Annotated in this window: 19 protein-coding genes; 15 read left to right on the forward strand and 4 right to left on the reverse strand. The window is 57.6% G+C overall.

Going from position 1 to position 18,789, the window contains the following annotated elements; all coding sequences use genetic code 11:
• The 6 genes from tilS to ispD form a co-directional block, all read left to right on the forward strand.
• Window positions 1-884: tRNA lysidine(34) synthetase TilS (gene tilS / locus GHO42_RS23150; RefSeq protein WP_153384192.1), on the forward strand; the 884-nt coding region annotated here is incomplete at its 5' end.
• A 272-nt stretch (window positions 885-1,156) separates the two neighbouring features.
• Window positions 1,157-2,788: a CTP synthase gene (locus GHO42_RS23155; protein WP_029611550.1), complete on the forward strand. Its 1,632-nt coding sequence runs from the start codon at window positions 1,157-1,159 to the stop codon at window positions 2,786-2,788.
• A 5-nt stretch (window positions 2,789-2,793) separates the two neighbouring features.
• Window positions 2,794-3,639, forward strand: a complete 846-nt coding sequence (gene kdsA / locus GHO42_RS23160) for a 3-deoxy-8-phosphooctulonate synthase (RefSeq protein WP_016781998.1) — start codon at window positions 2,794-2,796, stop codon at window positions 3,637-3,639.
• A gap of 153 nt (window positions 3,640-3,792) precedes the next feature.
• Window positions 3,793-5,082, forward strand: a complete 1,290-nt coding sequence (eno, locus tag GHO42_RS23165; RefSeq protein ID WP_095001321.1) for a phosphopyruvate hydratase — start codon at window positions 3,793-3,795, stop codon at window positions 5,080-5,082.
• Between the two features lie 168 nt (window positions 5,083-5,250).
• The gene (gene ftsB, locus GHO42_RS23170) at window positions 5,251-5,529 is read left to right on the forward strand and encodes a cell division protein FtsB (RefSeq protein ID WP_016782000.1); all 279 of its coding nucleotides are present in this window, start codon (window positions 5,251-5,253) and stop codon (window positions 5,527-5,529) included.
• Window positions 5,526-6,230 (forward strand): 2-C-methyl-D-erythritol 4-phosphate cytidylyltransferase, encoded by a 705-nt coding sequence (ispD, locus tag GHO42_RS23175; RefSeq protein WP_095031493.1) that lies wholly within the window; start codon window positions 5,526-5,528, stop codon window positions 6,228-6,230. Before ftsB ends, ispD begins: the two co-directional genes overlap by 4 nt.
• A 115-nt stretch (window positions 6,231-6,345) precedes the next feature.
• Here ispD and GHO42_RS23180 read toward each other — a convergent pair whose 3' ends face one another.
• Window positions 6,346-7,251: a LysR substrate-binding domain-containing protein gene (locus tag GHO42_RS23180; protein ID WP_095001323.1), complete on the reverse strand. Its 906-nt coding sequence runs from the start codon at window positions 7,249-7,251 to the stop codon at window positions 6,346-6,348.
• A 108-nt stretch (window positions 7,252-7,359) separates the two neighbouring features.
• Between GHO42_RS23180 and GHO42_RS23185 the strand changes: the two genes are divergently transcribed.
• The 8 genes from GHO42_RS23185 to rpoS all read left to right on the forward strand — a co-directional run bounded on the left by GHO42_RS23185 (window position 7,360) and on the right by rpoS (window position 14,542).
• Window positions 7,360-8,472, forward strand: a complete 1,113-nt coding sequence (locus GHO42_RS23185) for an S-(hydroxymethyl)glutathione dehydrogenase/class III alcohol dehydrogenase (protein WP_016782003.1) — start codon at window positions 7,360-7,362, stop codon at window positions 8,470-8,472.
• 84 nt (window positions 8,473-8,556) lie between these two features.
• A complete protein-coding gene (gene fghA / locus GHO42_RS23190; protein WP_178114946.1) occupies window positions 8,557-9,408 on the forward strand; it encodes an S-formylglutathione hydrolase in 852 nt (283 codons plus the stop codon).
• A 43-nt stretch (window positions 9,409-9,451) separates the two neighbouring features.
• The gene (gene ispF / locus GHO42_RS23195; protein ID WP_095001325.1) at window positions 9,452-9,925 is read left to right on the forward strand and encodes a 2-C-methyl-D-erythritol 2,4-cyclodiphosphate synthase; all 474 of its coding nucleotides are present in this window, start codon (window positions 9,452-9,454) and stop codon (window positions 9,923-9,925) included.
• The gene (gene truD / locus GHO42_RS23200) at window positions 9,922-10,980 is read left to right on the forward strand and encodes a tRNA pseudouridine(13) synthase TruD (RefSeq protein WP_153328729.1); all 1,059 of its coding nucleotides are present in this window, start codon (window positions 9,922-9,924) and stop codon (window positions 10,978-10,980) included. Before ispF ends, truD begins: the two co-directional genes overlap by 4 nt.
• On the forward strand, window positions 10,968-11,717 hold the full coding sequence (surE, locus tag GHO42_RS23205) for a 5'/3'-nucleotidase SurE (protein ID WP_095001327.1): 750 nt from the start codon (window positions 10,968-10,970) through the stop codon (window positions 11,715-11,717). The genes truD and surE overlap by 13 nt, the downstream gene beginning before the upstream one ends.
• 41 nt (window positions 11,718-11,758) lie before the next feature.
• Window positions 11,759-12,394 carry a protein-L-isoaspartate(D-aspartate) O-methyltransferase gene (locus tag GHO42_RS23210; RefSeq protein ID WP_178114947.1) on the forward strand — a complete coding sequence of 212 codons (636 nt, stop codon included), beginning with the start codon at window positions 11,759-11,761 and terminating at the stop codon, window positions 12,392-12,394.
• Between the two features lie 209 nt (window positions 12,395-12,603).
• The gene (locus tag GHO42_RS23215) at window positions 12,604-13,431 is read left to right on the forward strand and encodes a peptidoglycan DD-metalloendopeptidase family protein (protein WP_095001329.1); all 828 of its coding nucleotides are present in this window, start codon (window positions 12,604-12,606) and stop codon (window positions 13,429-13,431) included.
• A gap of 106 nt (window positions 13,432-13,537) precedes the next feature.
• Window positions 13,538-14,542: an RNA polymerase sigma factor RpoS gene (gene rpoS / locus GHO42_RS23220; RefSeq protein ID WP_095001330.1), complete on the forward strand. Its 1,005-nt coding sequence runs from the start codon at window positions 13,538-13,540 to the stop codon at window positions 14,540-14,542.
• Window positions 14,543-15,171: 629 nt separating this feature from the next.
• Here the strand turns inward: rpoS and GHO42_RS23225 are convergent.
• The 3 genes from GHO42_RS23225 to GHO42_RS23235 are packed head-to-tail and all read right to left on the reverse strand — an operon-like array spanning window position 15,172 to window position 17,721.
• Window positions 15,172-16,221 (reverse strand): alkene reductase, encoded by a 1,050-nt coding sequence (locus tag GHO42_RS23225; protein ID WP_095001331.1) that lies wholly within the window; start codon window positions 16,219-16,221, stop codon window positions 15,172-15,174.
• 20 nt (window positions 16,222-16,241) lie between these two features.
• A complete protein-coding gene (locus tag GHO42_RS23230) occupies window positions 16,242-17,408 on the reverse strand; it encodes an MFS transporter (protein ID WP_095001332.1) in 1,167 nt (388 codons plus the stop codon).
• 10 nt (window positions 17,409-17,418) lie between these two features.
• Window positions 17,419-17,721 (reverse strand): helix-turn-helix transcriptional regulator, encoded by a 303-nt coding sequence (locus GHO42_RS23235; protein WP_095001333.1) that lies wholly within the window; start codon window positions 17,719-17,721, stop codon window positions 17,419-17,421.
• A gap of 154 nt (window positions 17,722-17,875) precedes the next feature.
• Here GHO42_RS23235 and GHO42_RS23240 point away from each other — a divergent pair, with 154 nt between their 5' ends.
• Window positions 17,876-18,463 carry an ACP phosphodiesterase gene (locus tag GHO42_RS23240; protein ID WP_095001334.1) on the forward strand — a complete coding sequence of 196 codons (588 nt, stop codon included), beginning with the start codon at window positions 17,876-17,878 and terminating at the stop codon, window positions 18,461-18,463.
• Window positions 18,464-18,789 lie beyond the last annotated feature (326 nt).

Raw genomic sequence — 18,789 nt, forward strand, 5'->3', positions numbered from 1 at the left:
TGCCGCGCCAGCGTCGCCTGGGCGCAGGAAACCTGTGCCGGCCTTTGCTGGACGTGTCCCGCGCCCAGCTTGAGTCATATGCCCGAACACAGGGTCTGAGCTGGATTGAGGACCCGTCTAACACCCAGACAGATTTTTCCCGCAATTTCCTGCGCCATGAAGTCCTTCCGGTCCTCTCTCGGCGCTGGCCCCAGGCGGCTGCCAGCATGGCCCGCAGCGCAGCGCACTGTGCCGAGGCGCAGGGTTTGCTGGATGAACTGGCCCAGCAGGATTTGCACGCTGCGGGCTTTACCAGCGAGTTTGCCTGGCTTGGCTTGCCCTCCCTGGAACTGACCGCCATCGCCAGCCTGTCACCTGCCCGTCAGCGCAATGCCTTGCGTCACTGGCTGTCAGCCTTCACGTCATTGCCGGACACCGACCATTGGGCGGGGTGGGATGCCCTGCGGGATGCCCGCATCGATGCGCAGCCGGTGTGGAAGCTCGCAGACGGCGAGTTGCATCGTGCCGGTGGACGTATTTGGTGGCTGGCCGGCGAATGGTTGCACCAACCGATCGCCCCGGTGTTGTGGCCCTGTCCTGATCAGGCCCTGGCGCTGCCGGGTAATGGTCGTGTGCATTTTGTCGGGGATATCCCGGATGGCCCTTTGCAAGTGAGCTATCGTCTAGGGGGCGAAGTGATGGCGCAGGCACAGCGCGGTCATCGTGATCTCAAGCGGCTGCTCAACGAGCGAGGTGTTCCGTTGTTTGCCCGTGGCAGATTGCCGCTTCTGTACCGCAATGAGCAGTTATTGGCCGTGGCAAACCTCCCTGGACTGGACTCCAGCCCCTGTGGGCACTGGAAATTGCAGTGGCTGCCAACTTCGAGCGATCAAGGTTTGAGCTGAAAGGGGGTTTCCGGTAGACTACGCTCCCTTCTTGATACAACTTCTGTGGATTCACCAGAATTGCAGATGTTGCCGATTACCAAGCAGTCTTTGCTGGGCGATTTTAAAAAAATGTGTGGCTTGCATCGAACCGGTGGTTTCCATCGGTCTGTTTCAACGCAGCAGTTTTTCGAAAGGTGCACTGTGACTAATGCTGGTGATTGGGGGCTTCGGCCTTCCTTCGCTTTCCCCGGCGGCTCTGACCGCTTTAACGCAGACTTCTAGGGTTTTTCATGACGCGCTACATCTTCGTCACGGGCGGTGTTGTTTCTTCATTGGGGAAAGGCATTGCCTCGGCTTCATTGGCAGCCATCCTGGAGGCGCGGGGACTTAAGGTCACCATGCTGAAGCTGGACCCCTACATCAACGTTGATCCGGGCACCATGAGCCCGTTCCAGCACGGTGAAGTGTTCGTCACGCACGACGGCGCCGAAACCGACCTGGACTTGGGCCATTACGAGCGGTTTATCCGCACGACCATGACCCAGAACAACAACTTCACCACGGGCCGCGTTTACGAACACGTCCTGCGCAAGGAGCGCCGTGGTGATTACCTGGGTGCAACCATTCAGGTAATTCCGCACATCACCGACGAAATCAAACGTCGGATCATCAAGGGCGCCGGCGATGCCGACGTAGCGATGGTTGAGATTGGCGGCACTGTGGGTGACATTGAGTCGCAACCGTTCCTCGAAGCTATCCGTCAGCTGCGCATCGAAGTGGGCGCCAAGCGCGCCATGCTGATGCACCTGACTCTGGTTCCGTACATTGCCACCGCTGGCGAAACGAAAACCAAACCTACACAGCACTCGGTTAAAGAGCTGCGTTCCATCGGCCTGCAGCCAGACGTACTGATCTGCCGCTCCGATCACCACGTTGATGTGTCTTCGCGTCGCAAGATCGCGCTGTTCACCAACGTTGAGGAACGTGCTGTCATTTCGCTGGAAGACGCCGACACCATCTACAAGATCCCGGGCATGCTGCACGCTCAGGGCCTGGATGATTTCGTCGTTGAGCGCTTTGGCCTGGAATGCAACAGCGCCGACCTGTCCGAGTGGGACAAGGTCGTCGACGCCAAGCTGAACCCGGAGCACGAAGTCACCATCGCGATGGTCGGCAAGTACATGGAACTGCTGGACGCGTACAAGTCGCTGATCGAAGCGATGAGCCACGCCGGTATTTCCAACCGTACCAAGGTCAACCTGCGCTATATCGACTCCGAAGACATCGAAAACAAAGGCACCGAGCTGCTTGAAGGCTGTGATGCCATTCTGGTTCCGGGCGGCTTCGGTCTGCGCGGCGTCGAAGGCAAGATCACTGCCGTTCAATATGCACGCGAGAACAAGGTGCCATACCTGGGTATCTGCCTGGGCATGCAAGTAGCGGTTATCGAGTTCGCACGTAATGTGCTGGGCTGGAAAGACGCCAACTCCACCGAATTCGATCGCAGCAGCGGCCATCCGGTTGTCGGTCTGATCACCGAGTGGGAAGACGCCACCGGTGCAGTCGAAACCCGTACCGAAACTTCCGACCTGGGCGGCACCATGCGTCTGGGCGCGCAGGATTGCCAGCTGCAAGCCGGTTCCCTGGTTCACGATTGCTATGCCAAGGACGTGATTGTTGAACGTCATCGTCATCGCTATGAAGTGAACAATAACCTGCTGCCGCAACTGACCGAAGCAGGCCTGAAAGTGACCGGTCGTTCCGGTGACGGCGCGTTGGTAGAAGTGGTTGAAGCTCCGGATCATCCTTGGTTTGTCGCTTGCCAGTTCCACCCGGAGTTCACCTCCACGCCACGTGATGGCCATCCATTGTTCACCGGTTTCGTCAAAGCTGCACTGGCGCAACACGAGAAGAAGGCGTAATCAGAATGGCGCAAAAGATTATCCGTGTAGGCAATATCGAAATTGCCAACGACAAGCCAATGGTCTTGTTCGGTGGCATGAACGTGCTGGAAAGCCGTGATATGGCCATGCAGGTGTGCGAAGAGTACGTACGGGTCACCGAAAAGCTTGGTATTCCTTACGTGTTCAAGGCCAGTTTCGACAAGGCCAATCGTTCATCTGTCAGCTCTTACCGTGGCCCAGGCCTCGAAGAAGGCATGCGGATTTTTCAGGACATCAAGGCCGCCTTCGGTGTGCCGCTGATTACCGACGTCCACGAGCCTGCGCAAGCGGCCGTGGTCGCCGAGGTCTGCGACATCATCCAGTTGCCGGCTTTCCTGTCGCGTCAAACTGACCTGGTCGTGGCCATGGCCAAGACCGGCGCCGTGATCAACATCAAAAAAGCCCAGTTCCTTGCGCCTCAGGAAATGAAACACATCCTGAGCAAATGCGAAGAAGCGGGCAATGATCAGTTGATCCTCTGCGAACGTGGCTCCAGCTTTGGCTACAACAACCTTGTTGTCGACATGCTGGGCTTCGGCATCATGAAGCAGTTCGAATACCCGGTGTTTTTCGACGTGACCCATGCGCTGCAAATGCCTGGCGGTCGCTCGGACTCTGCCGGTGGTCGTCGTGCCCAGGTAACCGACCTGGCCAAGGCTGGTATCAGCCAGAGCCTGGCCGGTCTGTTCCTGGAAGCACACCCGGATCCTGACAACGCCAAGTGCGACGGCCCTTGTGCCTTGCGCCTGGACAAGCTGGAGCCATTCCTGGCTCAGCTGAAGTCGCTGGATGAGTTGGTTAAAAGTTTTCCGACAATAGAAACCGCGTAACCCTCGTTTCTCCGGTAAAGTACCGCACGATTTCTCGGGCCTCAGGGCCCGAGCCTTATCGCCCGCAAGGCTGCCCGCTATTTGACCCTTGCCGCCGATAACAATATTTCCCTCAGCTGCGTCGTTTTCGTCAACTTTGGAGTATTTACAACAATGGCAAAGATCGTCGACATCAAAGGTCGTGAAGTTCTCGACTCCCGTGGCAATCCCACTGTGGAAGCGGACGTGCTTCTCGACAACGGCATCATCGGCAGCGCTTGCGCGCCGTCCGGTGCTTCCACCGGTTCCCGTGAAGCGCTGGAACTGCGTGATGGCGACAAAAGCCGTTACCTGGGCAAAGGCGTGCTGAAAGCCGTTGCCAACATCAACGGCCCGATTCGTGATTTGCTGCTGGGTAAAGACCCGGTTGACCAAAAGGCGCTGGACCACGCGATGATCGCGCTGGACGGTACTGAGAACAAAGGCTCCCTGGGCGCCAACGCCATCCTGGCCGTGTCTTTGGCTGCTGCCAAAGCTGCTGCCCAGGACCAGGACCTGCCGCTGTACGCACACATCGCCAACCTGAACGGCACTCCGGGTGTTTACTCGATGCCGGTTCCGATGATGAACATCATCAACGGTGGCGAGCACGCCGATAACAACGTCGACATTCAAGAGTTCATGGTTCAGCCGGTTGGCGCCAAAACCTTTTCTGACGCGCTGCGCATGGGCACCGAAATCTTCCATCACCTCAAAGCAGTGCTCAAGGCCCGTGGCCTGAACACCGCAGTGGGCGACGAAGGTGGTTTCGCACCGAACCTGGCGTCCAACGAAGATGCTCTGAAAGTCATTTCCGAAGCCATCGCCAATGCCGGTTACACCCTGGGCACCGACGTGACCCTGGCGCTGGACTGCGCGGCCAGCGAATTCTACGAAGACGGCAAGTACAACCTGTCGGGCGAAGGTCAGGTGTTCAGCTCCGAAGGTTTTGCTGAATACCTCAAGGGTCTGACCCAGCGTTACCCGATCATCTCCATCGAAGACGGCCTGGACGAGTCTGACTGGGATGGCTGGAAAATTCTGACCGACAAAATCGGTGAGAAAGTACAGCTGGTAGGCGACGACCTGTTCGTGACCAACACCAAGATCCTGAAAGAAGGCATCGACAAGAGCATCGCCAACTCGATCCTGATCAAGTTCAACCAGATCGGCACCCTGACCGAAACCCTGGAAGCCATCCAGATGGCCAAGGCTGCAGGTTACACGGCTGTGATCTCGCACCGCTCCGGCGAAACCGAAGATTCCACCATTGCCGACCTGGCCGTGGGTACCGCCGCTGGCCAGATCAAGACCGGCTCGCTGTGCCGTTCCGATCGCGTTTCCAAGTACAACCAATTGCTGCGTATCGAAGAGCAACTGGGTGCAAAAGCCAAGTACAACGGCCGTGGCGAGTTTCGCGGCTGAGTACTTAATGGTAAAAAGTCAGCAGGTAGTGTCGGAAAGCTCGCCAAGTCGGGTCTTTTGACACTAATCTGATGCTTCTGTATACAAGCCTGGTTCGTCCAGGCTTTGTATTATTCGTTGTTTACGTTTGTCGGCATGGCTGTCTTTTCACTGGATACCTGATATTCGATGCGCAGTCCCAATTGGTTGTTTCTAATCTTGCTCTTGCTGCTGGCAGGCCTGCAGTATCGCCTGTGGGTGGGTAATGGCAGTTTGGCGCAGGTTACTGACCTGACCCAGCAAATAGCCGATCAACGTGCTGAAAACGAAATCCTGCTTGAGCGCAACCGCGTGCTGGATGCGGAAGTGCTGGAGCTGAAAAAAGGCATGGAGACCGTTGAAGAACGTGCTCGCCATGAGTTGGGCATGATCAAAGAGGGTGAAACCCTCTATCAGTTGGCCCAATGAGTTATTTGTCACCGGCCTTCTGGGCCGTGATTCCTGCCGCGGGTGTAGGTGCCCGTATGGCCGCGGACCGTCCCAAACAATATTTGCAGTTGGGCGGACGCAGTATTCTGGAACACAGCATCAGCTGTTTCCTCGACCACCCGGGCCTGAAGGGGCTGGTGGTCAGTGTCGCTTTTGATGATCCTTTCTGGCCGTCCTTGCCTTGTGCTGCCGACCCTCGGGTTGTACGGGTAGACGGCGGGCGTGAGCGCGCCGACTCGGTACTCAACGCGTTGTTGCACCTGCATGCGCAGGGCGCGGCAGATGACGATTGGGTGTTGGTGCATGATGCCGCGAGGCCCAACCTGTCTCGGGAAGACCTTAACAAGCTGCTGAGTGAATTGGCTGACGACCCTGTAGGTGGTTTGTTAGCCGTTCCAGCGCGGGACACGCTCAAACGGGTGGACAAGCAGGGGCGTGCGGTTGAAACCGTGGATCGCAGCTTGATCTGGCAGGCCTATACGCCGCAGATGTTCCGCTTGGGGGCGTTGCATCGTGCTTTGGCTGACAGTCTGGTGGCCGATGCAACCATCACCGATGAATCTTCAGCGATGGAGTGGGCAGGTCTGGCGCCGCGTTTGATCGAAGGGCGTTCGGACAACATCAAGGTCACCCGCCCCGAAGACCTTGAGTGGTTGCGTTTGCGTTGGGCCAAGCGCTGATCAGAACCTGCTGAGGTTCTTGTGGGAGCGGGCTTGCTCGCGATGGTATCAGCTGAATTTGCCTGACAGACCGAGTCGTCTGCATCGCAAGCAAGCCCGCTCCCACTGTTAAAAACTACTGCTCCCTCTCCTGATATTCCTCCCGCCTGGCCAACCCCTCCTTCAAGTAATCAACCAGCTTTCTGACCTTGGGCGACAAGTGCCGCTGTTGCGGGTACAGCGCCCAGACGGCGGTGTTGGGTGGCTGGTGGGTGTCGAGCAACGACACCAGCGTCCCGGTCTTCAAGTGCTCCAGCACGTAATAGTCCGGCAACTGACAAATCCCTACACCCTGTAACGCAGCATCCAGTACAGCCTGCCCACTGTTGCATCGCCAGTTCCCTTGCACCCGTTGCGAAAATTCGCGGCCGTCCTGCTGCAATTGCCATAGATCTGAACTGCCAATCAGACAATTGTGCCGGCTCAATTCCGACAGGCTATGGGGGCGCCCGTAACGTTCCAGGTAGGAGGGCGAGGCGCACATATACATGCGCCTGGGAGCCAGGCGCGTGGCTACCAGTCTTGAATCCTGCAAGCGCCCCAGGCGGATCGCCAGATCCAGGCTTTCATGCACCAGGTCCAATGGCCGGTTGCTCAGTTCGATGTCCACCCGCAATTGCGGGTACAGCCCCATAAAGCGCGTAACCAGCGGCACGATAAAGCGTTCGCCATAGGCCACGGCACAGGTCATGCGCAACATGCCCTTGGGTTCGCTGGCCAGATCACCGATGGCACGCAGTGCTTCTTCACGTCCGTCTTGCAGGCGCTGGCAATGCTGCAAAAAAGTCTGCCCGGCTTCGGTCAGCGTTACCTTGCGGGTACTGCGATAAAACAGGCGGGTCTGCAATCGCTCTTCAAGTCGCGCTACCTGGCGGCTGATATGGGATGAAGAGACGCCAAGACGTTCGGCCGCCGCTGTGAATTGGCCACATTCGGCCACAGCGACAAATTCGTCTATACCTTCCCAGCGGTTCTCATTCATGGTTGATTATCCCTGCATGGCAATAATGTTTTGCTTTTGCCTGGATTATTAATCACCTGGCGCTGATTTACACTCTGCGTCTTGTTTTTACTTTGCTGGAGACGATCGATGATCAAGTCACGTGCCGCCGTTGCGTTCGAAGCCAAAAAGCCGCTGGAAATCGTGGAAGTAGACGTTGCCATGCCCAAGGCTGGCGAAGTGCTGCTGCGGGTTGTGGCCTCGGGTGTTTGCCATACCGATGCCTACACCTTGTCGGGCGCAGACCCGGAAGGCATCTTCCCGTCGATCCTGGGCCATGAAGGCGGTGCCATCGTTGAAGCCATCGGCGAAGGCGTGACCTCGGTTGCGGTCGGCGATCATGTCATCCCGCTGTACACCCCTGAATGTGGCAAGTGCAAATTCTGCCTGTCGGGCAAGACCAACCTGTGTCAGGCCATTCGTGCCACCCAGGGCAAGGGCTTGATGCCTGATGGCACTACGCGCTTCTCCTACAAAGGTCAGCCGATTTTCCACTACATGGGCACTTCGACCTTTTCCGAATACACCGTGCTCCCTGAGATTTCGGTCGCAAAAATTCAGAAGGACGCTCCTCTGGAGAAAGTGTGTCTACTGGGTTGCGGCGTGACGACCGGGATCGGCGCGGTGCTGAACACGGCCAAGGTCAAGCCGGGCGACACCGTGGCCATCTTCGGTCTGGGCGGTATTGGCCTGTCTGCGGTAATCGGTGCGGTGAAAGCGAAGGCGGCGCGGATCATTGCCATTGATATCAACCCGGCCAAGTTTGAAATCGCCCGACAGCTGGGTGCTACTGATTGCGTGAACCCGAAAGACTTCGATCGCCCGATTCAGGAAGTGATAGTCGACATGACCGATGGCGGTGTCGATTTTTCCTTTGAGTGCATCGGCAATGTGCAGTTGATGCGTGCGGCACTGGAGTGCTGTCACAAGGGATGGGGCGAGTCGGTGATTATTGGCGTGGCAGGTGCGGGGCAGGAAATTTCCACCCGTCCGTTCCAGCTGGTGACCGGTCGCGTCTGGCGCGGTTCGGCATTTGGTGGCGTGCGCGGCCGCAGCGAATTGCCAAGCTATGTAGATATGGCACAAAGCGGCGAGATCCCGCTGGATACTTTCATCACCCACACCATGGGCCTGGAAGATATCAATAAGGCTTTTGACCTGATGCATGAAGGCAAAAGCATCCGCACTGTCATCCATTTCTAAATAACTGCGGCAAGTCGAATGCCATAAAATACCTGTGGGAGCGGGCTTGCTCCCACAGGGGGGTGTTTGTCTTGTGGTCTGGAGTTGCCCATGTCTCTTGAGAACATTTCCTGCCAGAAGAGCTTTGGCGGTTGGCACAAGCGTTACAAGCACCGGTCCGAAGTGCTGGGCTGCGAAATGGTGTTTGCCGTGTACTTGCCGCCGCAGGCGGATCAGGGCGCAAAGCTGCCTGTAGTGTATTGGCTGTCGGGTTTGACCTGTACCGACGAAAACTTCATGCACAAGGCCGGGGCCATGAAGATGGCTGCCGAATTGGGCCTTATCATCGTCGCACCGGACACCAGCCCCCGTGGCGAAGGCGTGCCCGATGACCCGCAGGGGGCGTGGGATTTCGGCCTGGGTGCAGGGTTCTATCTGAATGCCACTCAGCAGCCGTGGGCCCAGCACTATCAGATGCACGATTATGTGGTGCAGGAATTGCCGGCTCTGGTCGAAGCGCATTTCCCGGCTTCGCAAAAGCGTGGCATCAGCGGACATTCGATGGGTGGGCACGGGGCGTTGGTTTGCGCGTTGCGTAATCCGGGGCGTTACCAGTCGGTGTCGGCGTTTGCGCCCATCAGCAATCCGATGGATTGCCCGTGGGGGCAAAAGGCATTCTCCCATTACCTGGGAGAAGAGCGGGCGCGCTGGCGTGAGTGGGATGCCAGTGTGCTGATTGGCGAGGCCAGTGAAAGGCTGCCGTTGCTGGTCGATCAGGGAGATCGCGATGACTTCCTGGCTGTTCAGCTCAAGCCTGAAGTGCTGCAACAGGCCGCCAGGCTAGCCGATTACCCGCTGACCTTGCGTTTGCAACCGGGCTACGACCATAGCTATTTCTTCATCGCCAGCTTTATTGACGACCACTTGCGTCACCACGCAAGCGCACTAAGTGCTTAATAGTAGGTAGAATCACGCCCTGACTTAATCGGGGCGTTTTTTTATGCGTATTGGCCACGGCTATGATGTGCACTGTTTCGCTGAAGGCGATTTCATTACGTTGGGCGGCGTGCGGATCTCCCATAAATTCGGGCTGTTGGCCCACTCTGATGGTGATGTGCTGTTGCACGCCCTGAGCGACGCCTTGCTGGGCGCTGCAGCGCTTGGCGATATCGGCAAGCATTTCCCGGACACCGATCCGACCTTCAAGGGCGCTGACAGTCGCGTTCTGTTGCGTCATGTCGTCGGTCTGATCCATGCCAAGGGCTGGAAAGTCGGCAATGTCGACAACACCATCATTGCTCAGGCGCCAAAAATGGCGCCGCATATTGAAACGATGCGTGCGCTGATTGCCGCGGATCTAGAGGTTGATTTGGACCAGGTAAACGTAAAGGCCACGACCACCGAGAAGCTCGGCTTCGTTGGGCGTGAAGAAGGCATCGCAGTGCATTCCATTGCCTTGTTGGTTCGCTCATGAACGAGTTCGATCTGCTGGGCCCGCTCGCTTATGGCGAGGCATTGGGCACGGCTGTGCTCAAGGCCACGGCTGAAGATTTTCAAGTCGACGAAGTGCTTGAAATACCGCTGTCCGGAGATGGTGAGCACCTGTGGTTGTGGGTCGAGAAGCGCGGCCTGAATACCGAGGAGGCGGCCCGGCGCCTTGCCAAGGCTGCAGGCGTGCCACTGCGCACCGTCAGCTATGCAGGCCTCAAGGACCGCCAGGCATTGACCCGCCAGTGGTTCAGCGTGCAACTGCCGGGCAAGGCAGACCCTGATCTGTCGGGCGCCGAAAACGACACGCTGAAGATTCTCAAGACCTCGCGACACAAGCGCAAATTGCAGCGTGGAGCCCATGCGGCCAATGGTTTTACCTTGCGCCTGACGCAACTGAACGCCGACAAGGACGCGCTGGAGCAACGCCTGCAACTGATCGCCAAGCAGGGTGTACCGAACTATTTCGGTAGCCAGCGCTTTGGCTGGCAGGGCGGCAATCTGGGCGAAGCCCGTGATTATGCGGCGCGCAAGGCCTTGCCTGAGCAGCGCAACGTTCGTTCGCGGCTGCTGTCCACCGCGCGCAGCTATCTGTTCAATCAGGTGCTGGCCGCACGGGTGGCCGATGGCAGCTGGCAACGGGCGCAGGTTGGCGATTTACTGGCTTTTACCGACAGCCGCAGCTTTTTCCCGGCGGGCGAGGCTGAATGCAGCGACCCGCGCCTGGCCATTCTCGATCTGCACCCCACCGGCCCGCAGTGGGGCGAGGGCGAATCACCGACCACTGGCGCCACCCACGCGCTGGAGCAGTCAATTGCAGAGCGTGAAGCCGACTTGCGTGACTGGCTGGTACGCGCCGGCATGAGCCATGAGCGACGCATCCTGCGACTGCCCATTGGCCGGTTGACGTGGCATTATCCTCAGCCTGACATTCTGCAACTGGAATTTGTTCTGCCGCCAGGATGCTTCGCCACTGTTCTGGTGCGCGAGCTTGTTGATCTGGTGACGTTGGATCAAGCGGACACCTTATGCGTATTCTGATTTCAAACGATGACGGGGTAACAGCTCCGGGCCTGGCCGCGCTTTATGGTGCGCTGGCCGACTACGCCGAGTGCGTGGTAGTTGCCCCCGAGCAGGACAAAAGTGGCGCCAGCAGTTCGCTGACGCTGGACCGTCCCCTGCATCCTCATACCCTGGCCAATGGCTTTATCAGCATCAACGGTACACCTACCGATTGCGTGCATCTGGCTATTCACGGCTTGCTCGAGCAGCAGCCGGACATGGTGGTGTCGGGCATCAACCTGGGTGCCAACCTGGGTGATGACGTGTTGTACTCGGGCACTGTGGCGGCGGCACTCGAGGGCCGCTTCCTGGATCGTCCTTCTTTTGCCTTTTCGTTGGTCTCCCGCCAGGTGGACAACCTGCCGACGGCGGCGTTTTTTGCCCGCAAGCTGCTTGAAGCCCACGCATCGCTGAACTTGCCGCCGCGTACGGTCCTCAATGTGAACATTCCCAACCTGCCGTTGGCGAAGATTCGTGGCATTCAACTCACCCGTCTCGGCCATCGTGCCCGTGCTGCTGCACCGGTACGGGTGGTTGATCCGCGCGGCAAGGCAGGTTACTGGATTGCTGCGGCAGGCGATGTCGAAGACGGTGGCCCGGGCACGGACTTCCATGCCGTGATGCAGGGTTATGTATCGATCACGCCGCTGCAACTGGATCGCACCTTTGGTGATGGTTTCAACAGCCTCAATGACTGGCTGGAGGGCATGGGCTGATGGCGCGCGAGCAGGATGGCATGATGCACCGCGGCATTGGCATGACCTCTGAGCGCACCCGTGAGCGGCTGATTCAGCGCCTGCGTGAAGAGGGCATCGTTAACCAGAACGTGCTCGAGGTCATTCGCCGCACGCCACGTCATCTGTTTGTGGATGAAGCCCTGGCGCACAGGGCGTACGAAGATACGGCGCTGCCGATCGGCAATAACCAGACCATCTCCCAGCCTTACATGGTGGCGCGCATGAGCGAGCTGTTGCTTGAGGACGGGCCGCTGGACAAGGTCATGGAGATCGGCACCGGTTCGGGGTACCAGACCGCCGTGCTGTCGCAGCTGGTCGAGCGGATTTTTTCGGTCGAGCGCATCAAGGTGCTGCAGGACCGGGCCAAGGAGCGATTGCTTGAGCTCAACCTGCGCAATGTGGTGTTCCGCTGGGGCGATGGGTGGGAGGGCTGGCCTGCGCTGGCGCCTTACAACGGCATTATCGTCACCGCTGTAGCCACTGATGTGCCGCAGGCACTGCTCGACCAACTGGCCCCTGGCGGGCGCCTGGTGATCCCGGTGGTTGCCGGCGAGATGCAGCAGTTGATGTTGATCGTGCGCGAAGAGCACGGTTTCGCCCGGCGGGTGATCGGTAATGTACGCTTTGTGCCGCTGCTCAACGGGCCGCTGGCCTGAGTCTTTGTACGTATCGGGTGAATTTTGGGGCAGGGTACGGGTCATAAAGCCCATCACCCGGGCTCTGCCCGGTATGTGTGTATGTTTTATACGCTGTGTTTATCAATCGGCTTTACAGTCTGTAAAAGCCCTATAGCCAGTTATACTTGCTGCAAACCATGGCCAGTACTGGCGTTTTACTATTTAGCCATCTTCAAAGGGAGCGGCGGGTGAGTCTCACAGTCATTGCGCAGCGTAAGAGCAGCAAAAGCTTTCAGAGACTGGTGGTTGGTCTATTTCTGAGTACCACACTGGCTTTGTTGGCAGCGTGCTCCAGCACCCCCAAAAATGGCGTGAATGTCGTTGACCGTAACGGCGTGGCCCAGCGCCCGGCCGTGACCACCGGGCAATACGCGGTGCGTCGCGGCGACACTTTGTTCTCGATTGCCTTTCGTTATGGGTGGGACTGGAAGGCCCTGGCTGCACGCAACAATATTGCCGCCCCGTTCACCATCGTCCCGGGCCAGGTCATCCGCTTTGACGGGCGCTCAGGCACCCAGCCTGCAGGCGGCTCGACCACCACCGTTGTGTCATCCTCTTCGGGCAGCAAAACCACGGTTATCAAGCGTTCCGCCACGGCTGCAAGTGCCCCCGCAGCGGTTGCCCCGATGCCGGCAGGCCCTGCTCCCAAGGGGTGGGGATGGCCCTCAAATGGCATTTTGATCGGAAAATTCTCTTCAAACGGTAGTTTGAATAAAGGTATTGATATCGCCGGCGATTTGGGACAGCCTGTTTTAGCTGCGTCTGATGGTTCGGTTGTATACGCTGGCAGTGGATTGAGGGGCTACGGCGAACTGATCATCATCAAACACAGTGATACCTACGTCAGTGCCTACGGTCACAACCGCAGGCTTTTGGTTCGGGAGGGGCAGCAGGTCAAGGTCGGACAGACAATTGCCGAAATGGGGTCAACTGGTACAGACCGGGTGAAACTTCACTTTGAGATTCGCCGCCAAGGTAAACCTGTAGATCCATTGCAATTCCTTCCTCGCCGTTGATCGGTTACCAGCCTGTTCCTGATGTGGATAAGGAACAGGCTCCAGCGTTGCCAGGGATTAAGGCGAGGCTTGAGCTTGAGGTCGAACTCAACAAAGGACTATTGCAATGGCTCTCAACAAAGAAGCGCCGGGGTTTGACATCGACGATGAGGTGCTCCTTATGGACTCCAGCATCGATAGCGACTTGATGTCAGAAGAAGACGATTCGCCCCCTACAGCTAGAACCAAGTCCAAAAAAGCAGCTGCTACAAAACAGCACAAGTACATTGACTACACGCGGGCCCTTGATGCGACCCAGTTGTACCTCAATGAAATCGGCTTTTCCCCGTTACTCTCTCCGGCAGAAGAAGTCCATTTTGCGCGTTTGTCGCAAAGCGGCGACCCGGCCGGGCGCAAGCGAATGATAGAAAGCAACCTGCGGCTGGTGGTGAAAATTGCCCGACGTTACGTCAACCGTGGTTTGTCATTGCTTGACCTGATCGAAGAAGGCAACCTGGGCCTGATCCGGGCTGTCGAGAAATTCGATCCCGAACGAGGGTTTCGCTTCTCGACCTACGCCACCTGGTGGATCCGCCAAACGATTGAACGGGCGATCATGAACCAGACCCGCACCATCCGTTTGCCGATCCACGTTGTAAAAGAGCTGAACGTCTACCTGCGAGCCGCGCGCGAACTCACGCAAAAGCTCGATCACGAACCCTCTCCTGAAGAAATCGCCAATCTGCTCGAAAAACCGGTCGCCGAGGTCAAGCGCATGCTTGGGCTTAATGAACGCGTGTCTTCGGTAGACGTGTCTTTGGGGCCGGACTCTGACAAAACCCTGCTTGATACCCTGACGGATGACAGGCCCACAGACCCTTGTGAGCTGCTTCAGGACGATGACTTGTCGCAAAGTATCGATCAGTGGTTGTCCGAGCTCACAGACAAGCAGCGTGAAGTGGTGATTCGCCGTTTCGGGCTGCGTGGCCATGAGAGCAGCACTCTTGAGGATGTAGGGCTGGAAATTGGCCTGACCCGTGAGCGTGTGCGCCAGATCCAGGTTGAAGGGCTCAAGCGCTTGCGAGAAATTCTTGAACGCAACGGCCTGTCGAGCGAGTCGCTGTTCCAGTAATCCGCGAACGGCTGACAAAAAACCCCGAACTAATCGGGGTTTTTTGTGGGTGTTTGTTTTGAGTGATGCCCGGTAGTGCGAATTTGACAACAATATGGACCTTGTTGTTATACAAACTTGAACTAATTGTTTATTTAATCGGCTTTGAAATGGAATGTCACGGACGAGATAGGTTATTGCCTGTGGCTTGCTGTAAGCCTTTACTTACTTTTTACGTAAGCCAAGGGCTTGGCAATAAAGGGCAAACGCCTTTGTGTAACAGTGTTTAACTCATAAGTCATTGAAATATAATGTATTTATATTTTTAGTTGGGCAGTTTGTGTAATAAATACTCATAACATCCGCGCTTGCAGCAATCCTATAAAACTCTAGTATTTGAACTGTATCGACGGATCGATACGGCGCTCAAGGAAGAACGCAGACGGACATCGCGGGAAGCGATTCATCAGGATGATGAGAAGGAACAAAAGGGACTAGGGAAAAAATGTGGGCGGGTCAAACCGCCCCTTTTTTTTGCCCGCAAAAAAGGTCCGGGCGGTGATGTTTAAACGGTTATAGCAAAACGCCCAAGGCCATTGGTCTCGGGCGTTTTGCGTGGTGCAGTCACCTGGCCGTGCCAGGCTCAGTACTTAGAGTACTGGATAGTCGATATAGCCCACTGCGCCATTGACGTAGAAGGTTTCCGGGTGCGCCTCATTCAGCGGCGCATCGGCCTTCAAGCGTGCGGGCAGATCAGGGTTGGCGATAAACGGCACGCCGAATGCGACGGCATCGGCCTTGCCTGCTGCCAGCCAGGCATTGGCACTGTCTTTGGTGAAGCTCTCATTGACGATGTACGGGCCACCGAAGGCTTGCTTGAGTTGCGGGCCCAGGCTGTCGGCAGCTTCATGCTCGCGCGCACAGATGTAGGCAATACCGCGCTTGCCCAGTTCGCGGGCGACATAACCAAAGGTTTCGGCCAGGTTTTCATCGCCCATGTCGTGCAGGTCGGCCCGTGGCGACAAATGCACGCCAACCCGGCCGGCACCCCAGACTTCAATGGCGGCGTCGGTAACTTCCAGCAACAGGCGCGCACGGTTCTCTATGCTGCCGCCGTACTGGTCGGTACGTTTGTTGGTGCTGCTTTGCAGGAACTGGTCGAGCAGGTAGCCATTTGCACCATGGATCTCGACGCCATCAAAACCGGCAGCCTTGGCGTTTTCTGCGCCTGTGCGGTAGGCCTCGACAATATCGGCGATCTCGGCAGTTTCCAGCGCGCGAGGCGTCGGGAAATCAACCTTCGGGCGCACCAGGCTAACATGGCCCTTGGCCGCAATGGCGCTGGGTGCAACCGGCGTTTCACCGTTCAGGTACATCGGATGCGAGATGCGGCCTACATGCCACAACTGCAGCGCAATCCGGCCACCGGCGGCGTGTACGGCCCGGGTGATGTTGGTCCAGCCGCGTACCTGGTCGTCGGCCCAGATGCCCGGAGTGTCAGGGTAGCCGACGCCCATAGGCGTGACCGATGTGGCCTCGCTCAGGATCAGGCCGGCAGAGGCGCGTTGAACGTAGTATTCAGCCATCAGGGCATTAGGTACCCGACCTTCGCTGGCGCGGCAGCGGGTCAGCGGAGCCATGATGATGCGGTTGGGCAGTTCGAGGTCGCCCAACTTGATCGGATCGAAAATCGTCGTCATTTATGCAGCCCTCTCAAGGATCAGTTAGTAGCAGTAGCCAGTTCGGAATTGCCGCCCTGGCGGAAAGTGATCAGCGTCACCAGCAGTGCCAGTATTGCCAGTGCGGCAGCGGCCAGTGGAACGCTGGTGAGGCCGAAGCCGTGGGCGATGACACTGCCGCCAACCCAGGCGCCGAGTGCATTGCCGACGTTGAATGCGCCGATATTCAGGGTTGAAACCAGGTTCGGGGCAGCCTTGCCGAAGGTCACGACATTGATTTGCAGCGCCGGTACGGCAGCGAATGAAGCCGCAGCCCACAAAAACAGGGTGATTTCAGTCGGGATCACCGCGACGCTGGTCCAGGTCAGTACGGTGGACATCACCGCCATCGCGATAAACACACCGATCAGCGTTGCGGCCAGGCGTTTGTCCGCCAGCTTGCCACCGATGATATTGCCCACCGTCAGGCCAAGGCCGATCAGCAGCAGAGTCCAGGTCACGCCGCTTGGCGAAACGCCGGTGACATCACCGAGCAGGGGCGCGACATAAGTGAACAGGGTGAACATCGACGCGGAAAACAGCGCAGTCATGCTCAGCGACAGCCAGATGCCTGCGCCTTTGAGCGCGGCCAGTTCGGCACGCATGTCGAGTTTTTCCTCGTCACGCTTGGCTGGCAGAAAGCGGATCAGGCCGATCAATGCCACGACACCGATCACGGTGACGGCAAAAAACGTCGAGCGCCATCCTGCTGCCTGGCCCAGAGCAGTGCCCAGGGGAACGCCGAGCACGTTGGCCAGGGTCAGGCCGGTAAACATCAGGGCCACGGCAGACGCGCGCTTGTTGGCAGGTACCAGGCCTGCGGCCACGACCGAACCAATACCGAAGAACGCGCCGTGGCACAGGGCAGTGACAACACGGGCAAACATCAGCACGTTGTAATCACTGGCCAGGGCACAGAGCAGGTTGCCGATGATGAATATCACCATCAACGCTACCAGGGCGGCCTTGCGCGGCAACCTGGCCGTGGCCAGCGCCATAAACGGCGCACCGATGGCCACGCCCAGCGCGTAGCCGGTTACCAGCCAGCCGGCACCGGGAATGGATACACCAAGGTCGGTTGCGACATCAGGCAGCAAGCCCATGATCACAAACTCGGTGGTCCCGATGGCGAAAGCGCTGAGCGCCAGAATGAGTAGCGAGAGGGGCATGGAAGTCCTTTTAAAGCTCTTGGCTGATTTTTTCGAGGAAGACCTTGATGGTTTCCTCATTACGTTTGAAAAAGTGCCACTGACCGTGTTTTTGGCTGGTAATCAGGCCCGCTCGCTGCAGCGTTGCGAGATGGGCAGAAACCGTGGACTGCGAAAGGCCGCAGAGCTGATCAAACTGCCCGGCACACACACCATGTTCGGTGGAGTGGACCTGGTCAGGGAACGAGGCATCAGGGTTTTTCAGAGCGTTGAGAATTTCTCGGCGTACTGGGTGTGCCAGGGCTTTTATTATTTCGTCGAGGTCGATCGTCATGGTTGCAGTGCTCATTGGGTACAACGTTATATCGCGATGAGGCGAACTTTAAATCGTTATATCGCGATATACAAATATGATTTCGATCTTAGATCAGCTCAAATCGATATATCGGGTTATAACGATATTGGTGTGGCAGTGCTAAACTGCGCCCATGAATTATCTCGCACATCTGCACCTTGGCGGTCAGCGCCCGGAAGAAATGCTGGGCAGTCTTTATGGCGATTTTGTCAAAGGGCGGCTGCATGGCCAATACAGCGCGGACATTGAACACGGTATAGCGCTGCACCGCAGCATTGATGTCTTTACTGACAACCACCCCCTGGTTGATCAGTCGTTGTCGCGATTTGCCCATACTCGCCGGCGGTATGCGGGCATTGTGCTGGACGTGTTTTTTGACCATTGCCTGGCGCGGGACTGGGGGCAGTATGCTGAAGGGCCGCTGGAGCGTTTTACCTCGGATTTTTACCGGGTGCTGGTGGCCGAACAACAGCTGCCACGGCGGCTTGCCACGATTGCGCCGCACATGGCGGCCCATGACTGGTTGGGTTCGTATCGGGATTTTGCCGTGCTGGAGCAGGTGTTCAATGGTATAGCCCGGCGCTTGTCGCGCCCCGAGGAACTGGCCGGGGCGATGCAGGACTTGAAGGCGTTGTATGAACCTCTGAGCGAGGATTTTCGGGCGTTTTATCCGCAGTTGCAGGTGTATGCGGCGGGTTGTTACCGGAAGGGATGTCCGTAGCCGCTGACGAGGGGCGAAGTCGTCGCAAAATCAGGCAATGGGTTGTGTCAGTTACACCAGGTTCTCAGGGTTTACGGCTGTTTGATCTTGTTTGACTGGTGTGTTGAGTACATATCCGGCATTCGTGTCTAACTGGGATATTGGTTTCGCTCTTACAGCGAGTCACTTTTTCCAGACGCCGAAAAAGTAACCAAAAAGGCTTGCCCCGGCGTACGGCCTTCGCTGCGCTCAGGTTCCCTCGCTCCGGTCCTGCTCCGTGGGCACGCCGCCACGGGCCATCCATGGCCCATCGCGGCTCTCCCGGCATCCATGCCGGTCGACCCACT

The sequence above is a fragment of the Pseudomonas sp. FSL R10-0056 genome (genome assembly GCF_009600105.1).
Classification (GTDB): Bacteria; Pseudomonadota; Gammaproteobacteria; order Pseudomonadales; family Pseudomonadaceae; genus Aquipseudomonas; species Aquipseudomonas bubulae.

Bases quoted from the DNA above. Each gene is read 5' to 3' on its own strand.
- GHO42_RS23230 (WP_095001332.1), bottom strand. From the start codon at position 17,408: ATGCCCCTCTCGCTACTCATTCTGGCGCTCAGCGCTTTCGCCATCGGG.
- kdsA (WP_016781998.1), top strand. From the start codon at position 2,794: ATGGCGCAAAAGATTATCCGTGTAGGCAATATCGAAATTGCCAACGAC.
- surE (WP_095001327.1), top strand. From the start codon at position 10,968: ATGCGTATTCTGATTTCAAACGATGACGGGGTAACAGCTCCGGGCCTG.
- GHO42_RS23240 (WP_095001334.1), top strand. From the start codon at position 17,876: ATGAATTATCTCGCACATCTGCACCTTGGCGGTCAGCGCCCGGAAGAA.
- GHO42_RS23210 (WP_178114947.1), top strand. From the start codon at position 11,759: ATGACCTCTGAGCGCACCCGTGAGCGGCTGATTCAGCGCCTGCGTGAA.
- ispD (WP_095031493.1), top strand. From the start codon at position 5,526: ATGAGTTATTTGTCACCGGCCTTCTGGGCCGTGATTCCTGCCGCGGGT.
- truD (WP_153328729.1), top strand. From the start codon at position 9,922: ATGAACGAGTTCGATCTGCTGGGCCCGCTCGCTTATGGCGAGGCATTG.
- ispF (WP_095001325.1), top strand. From the start codon at position 9,452: ATGCGTATTGGCCACGGCTATGATGTGCACTGTTTCGCTGAAGGCGAT.
- GHO42_RS23225 (WP_095001331.1), bottom strand. From the start codon at position 16,221: ATGACGACGATTTTCGATCCGATCAAGTTGGGCGACCTCGAACTGCCC.
- rpoS (WP_095001330.1), top strand. From the start codon at position 13,538: ATGGCTCTCAACAAAGAAGCGCCGGGGTTTGACATCGACGATGAGGTG.
- GHO42_RS23180 (WP_095001323.1), bottom strand. From the start codon at position 7,251: ATGAATGAGAACCGCTGGGAAGGTATAGACGAATTTGTCGCTGTGGCC.
- eno (WP_095001321.1), top strand. From the start codon at position 3,793: ATGGCAAAGATCGTCGACATCAAAGGTCGTGAAGTTCTCGACTCCCGT.
- GHO42_RS23235 (WP_095001333.1), bottom strand. From the start codon at position 17,721: ATGACGATCGACCTCGACGAAATAATAAAAGCCCTGGCACACCCAGTA.
- GHO42_RS23185 (WP_016782003.1), top strand. From the start codon at position 7,360: ATGATCAAGTCACGTGCCGCCGTTGCGTTCGAAGCCAAAAAGCCGCTG.
- GHO42_RS23155 (WP_029611550.1), top strand. From the start codon at position 1,157: ATGACGCGCTACATCTTCGTCACGGGCGGTGTTGTTTCTTCATTGGGG.
- ftsB (WP_016782000.1), top strand. From the start codon at position 5,251: ATGCGCAGTCCCAATTGGTTGTTTCTAATCTTGCTCTTGCTGCTGGCA.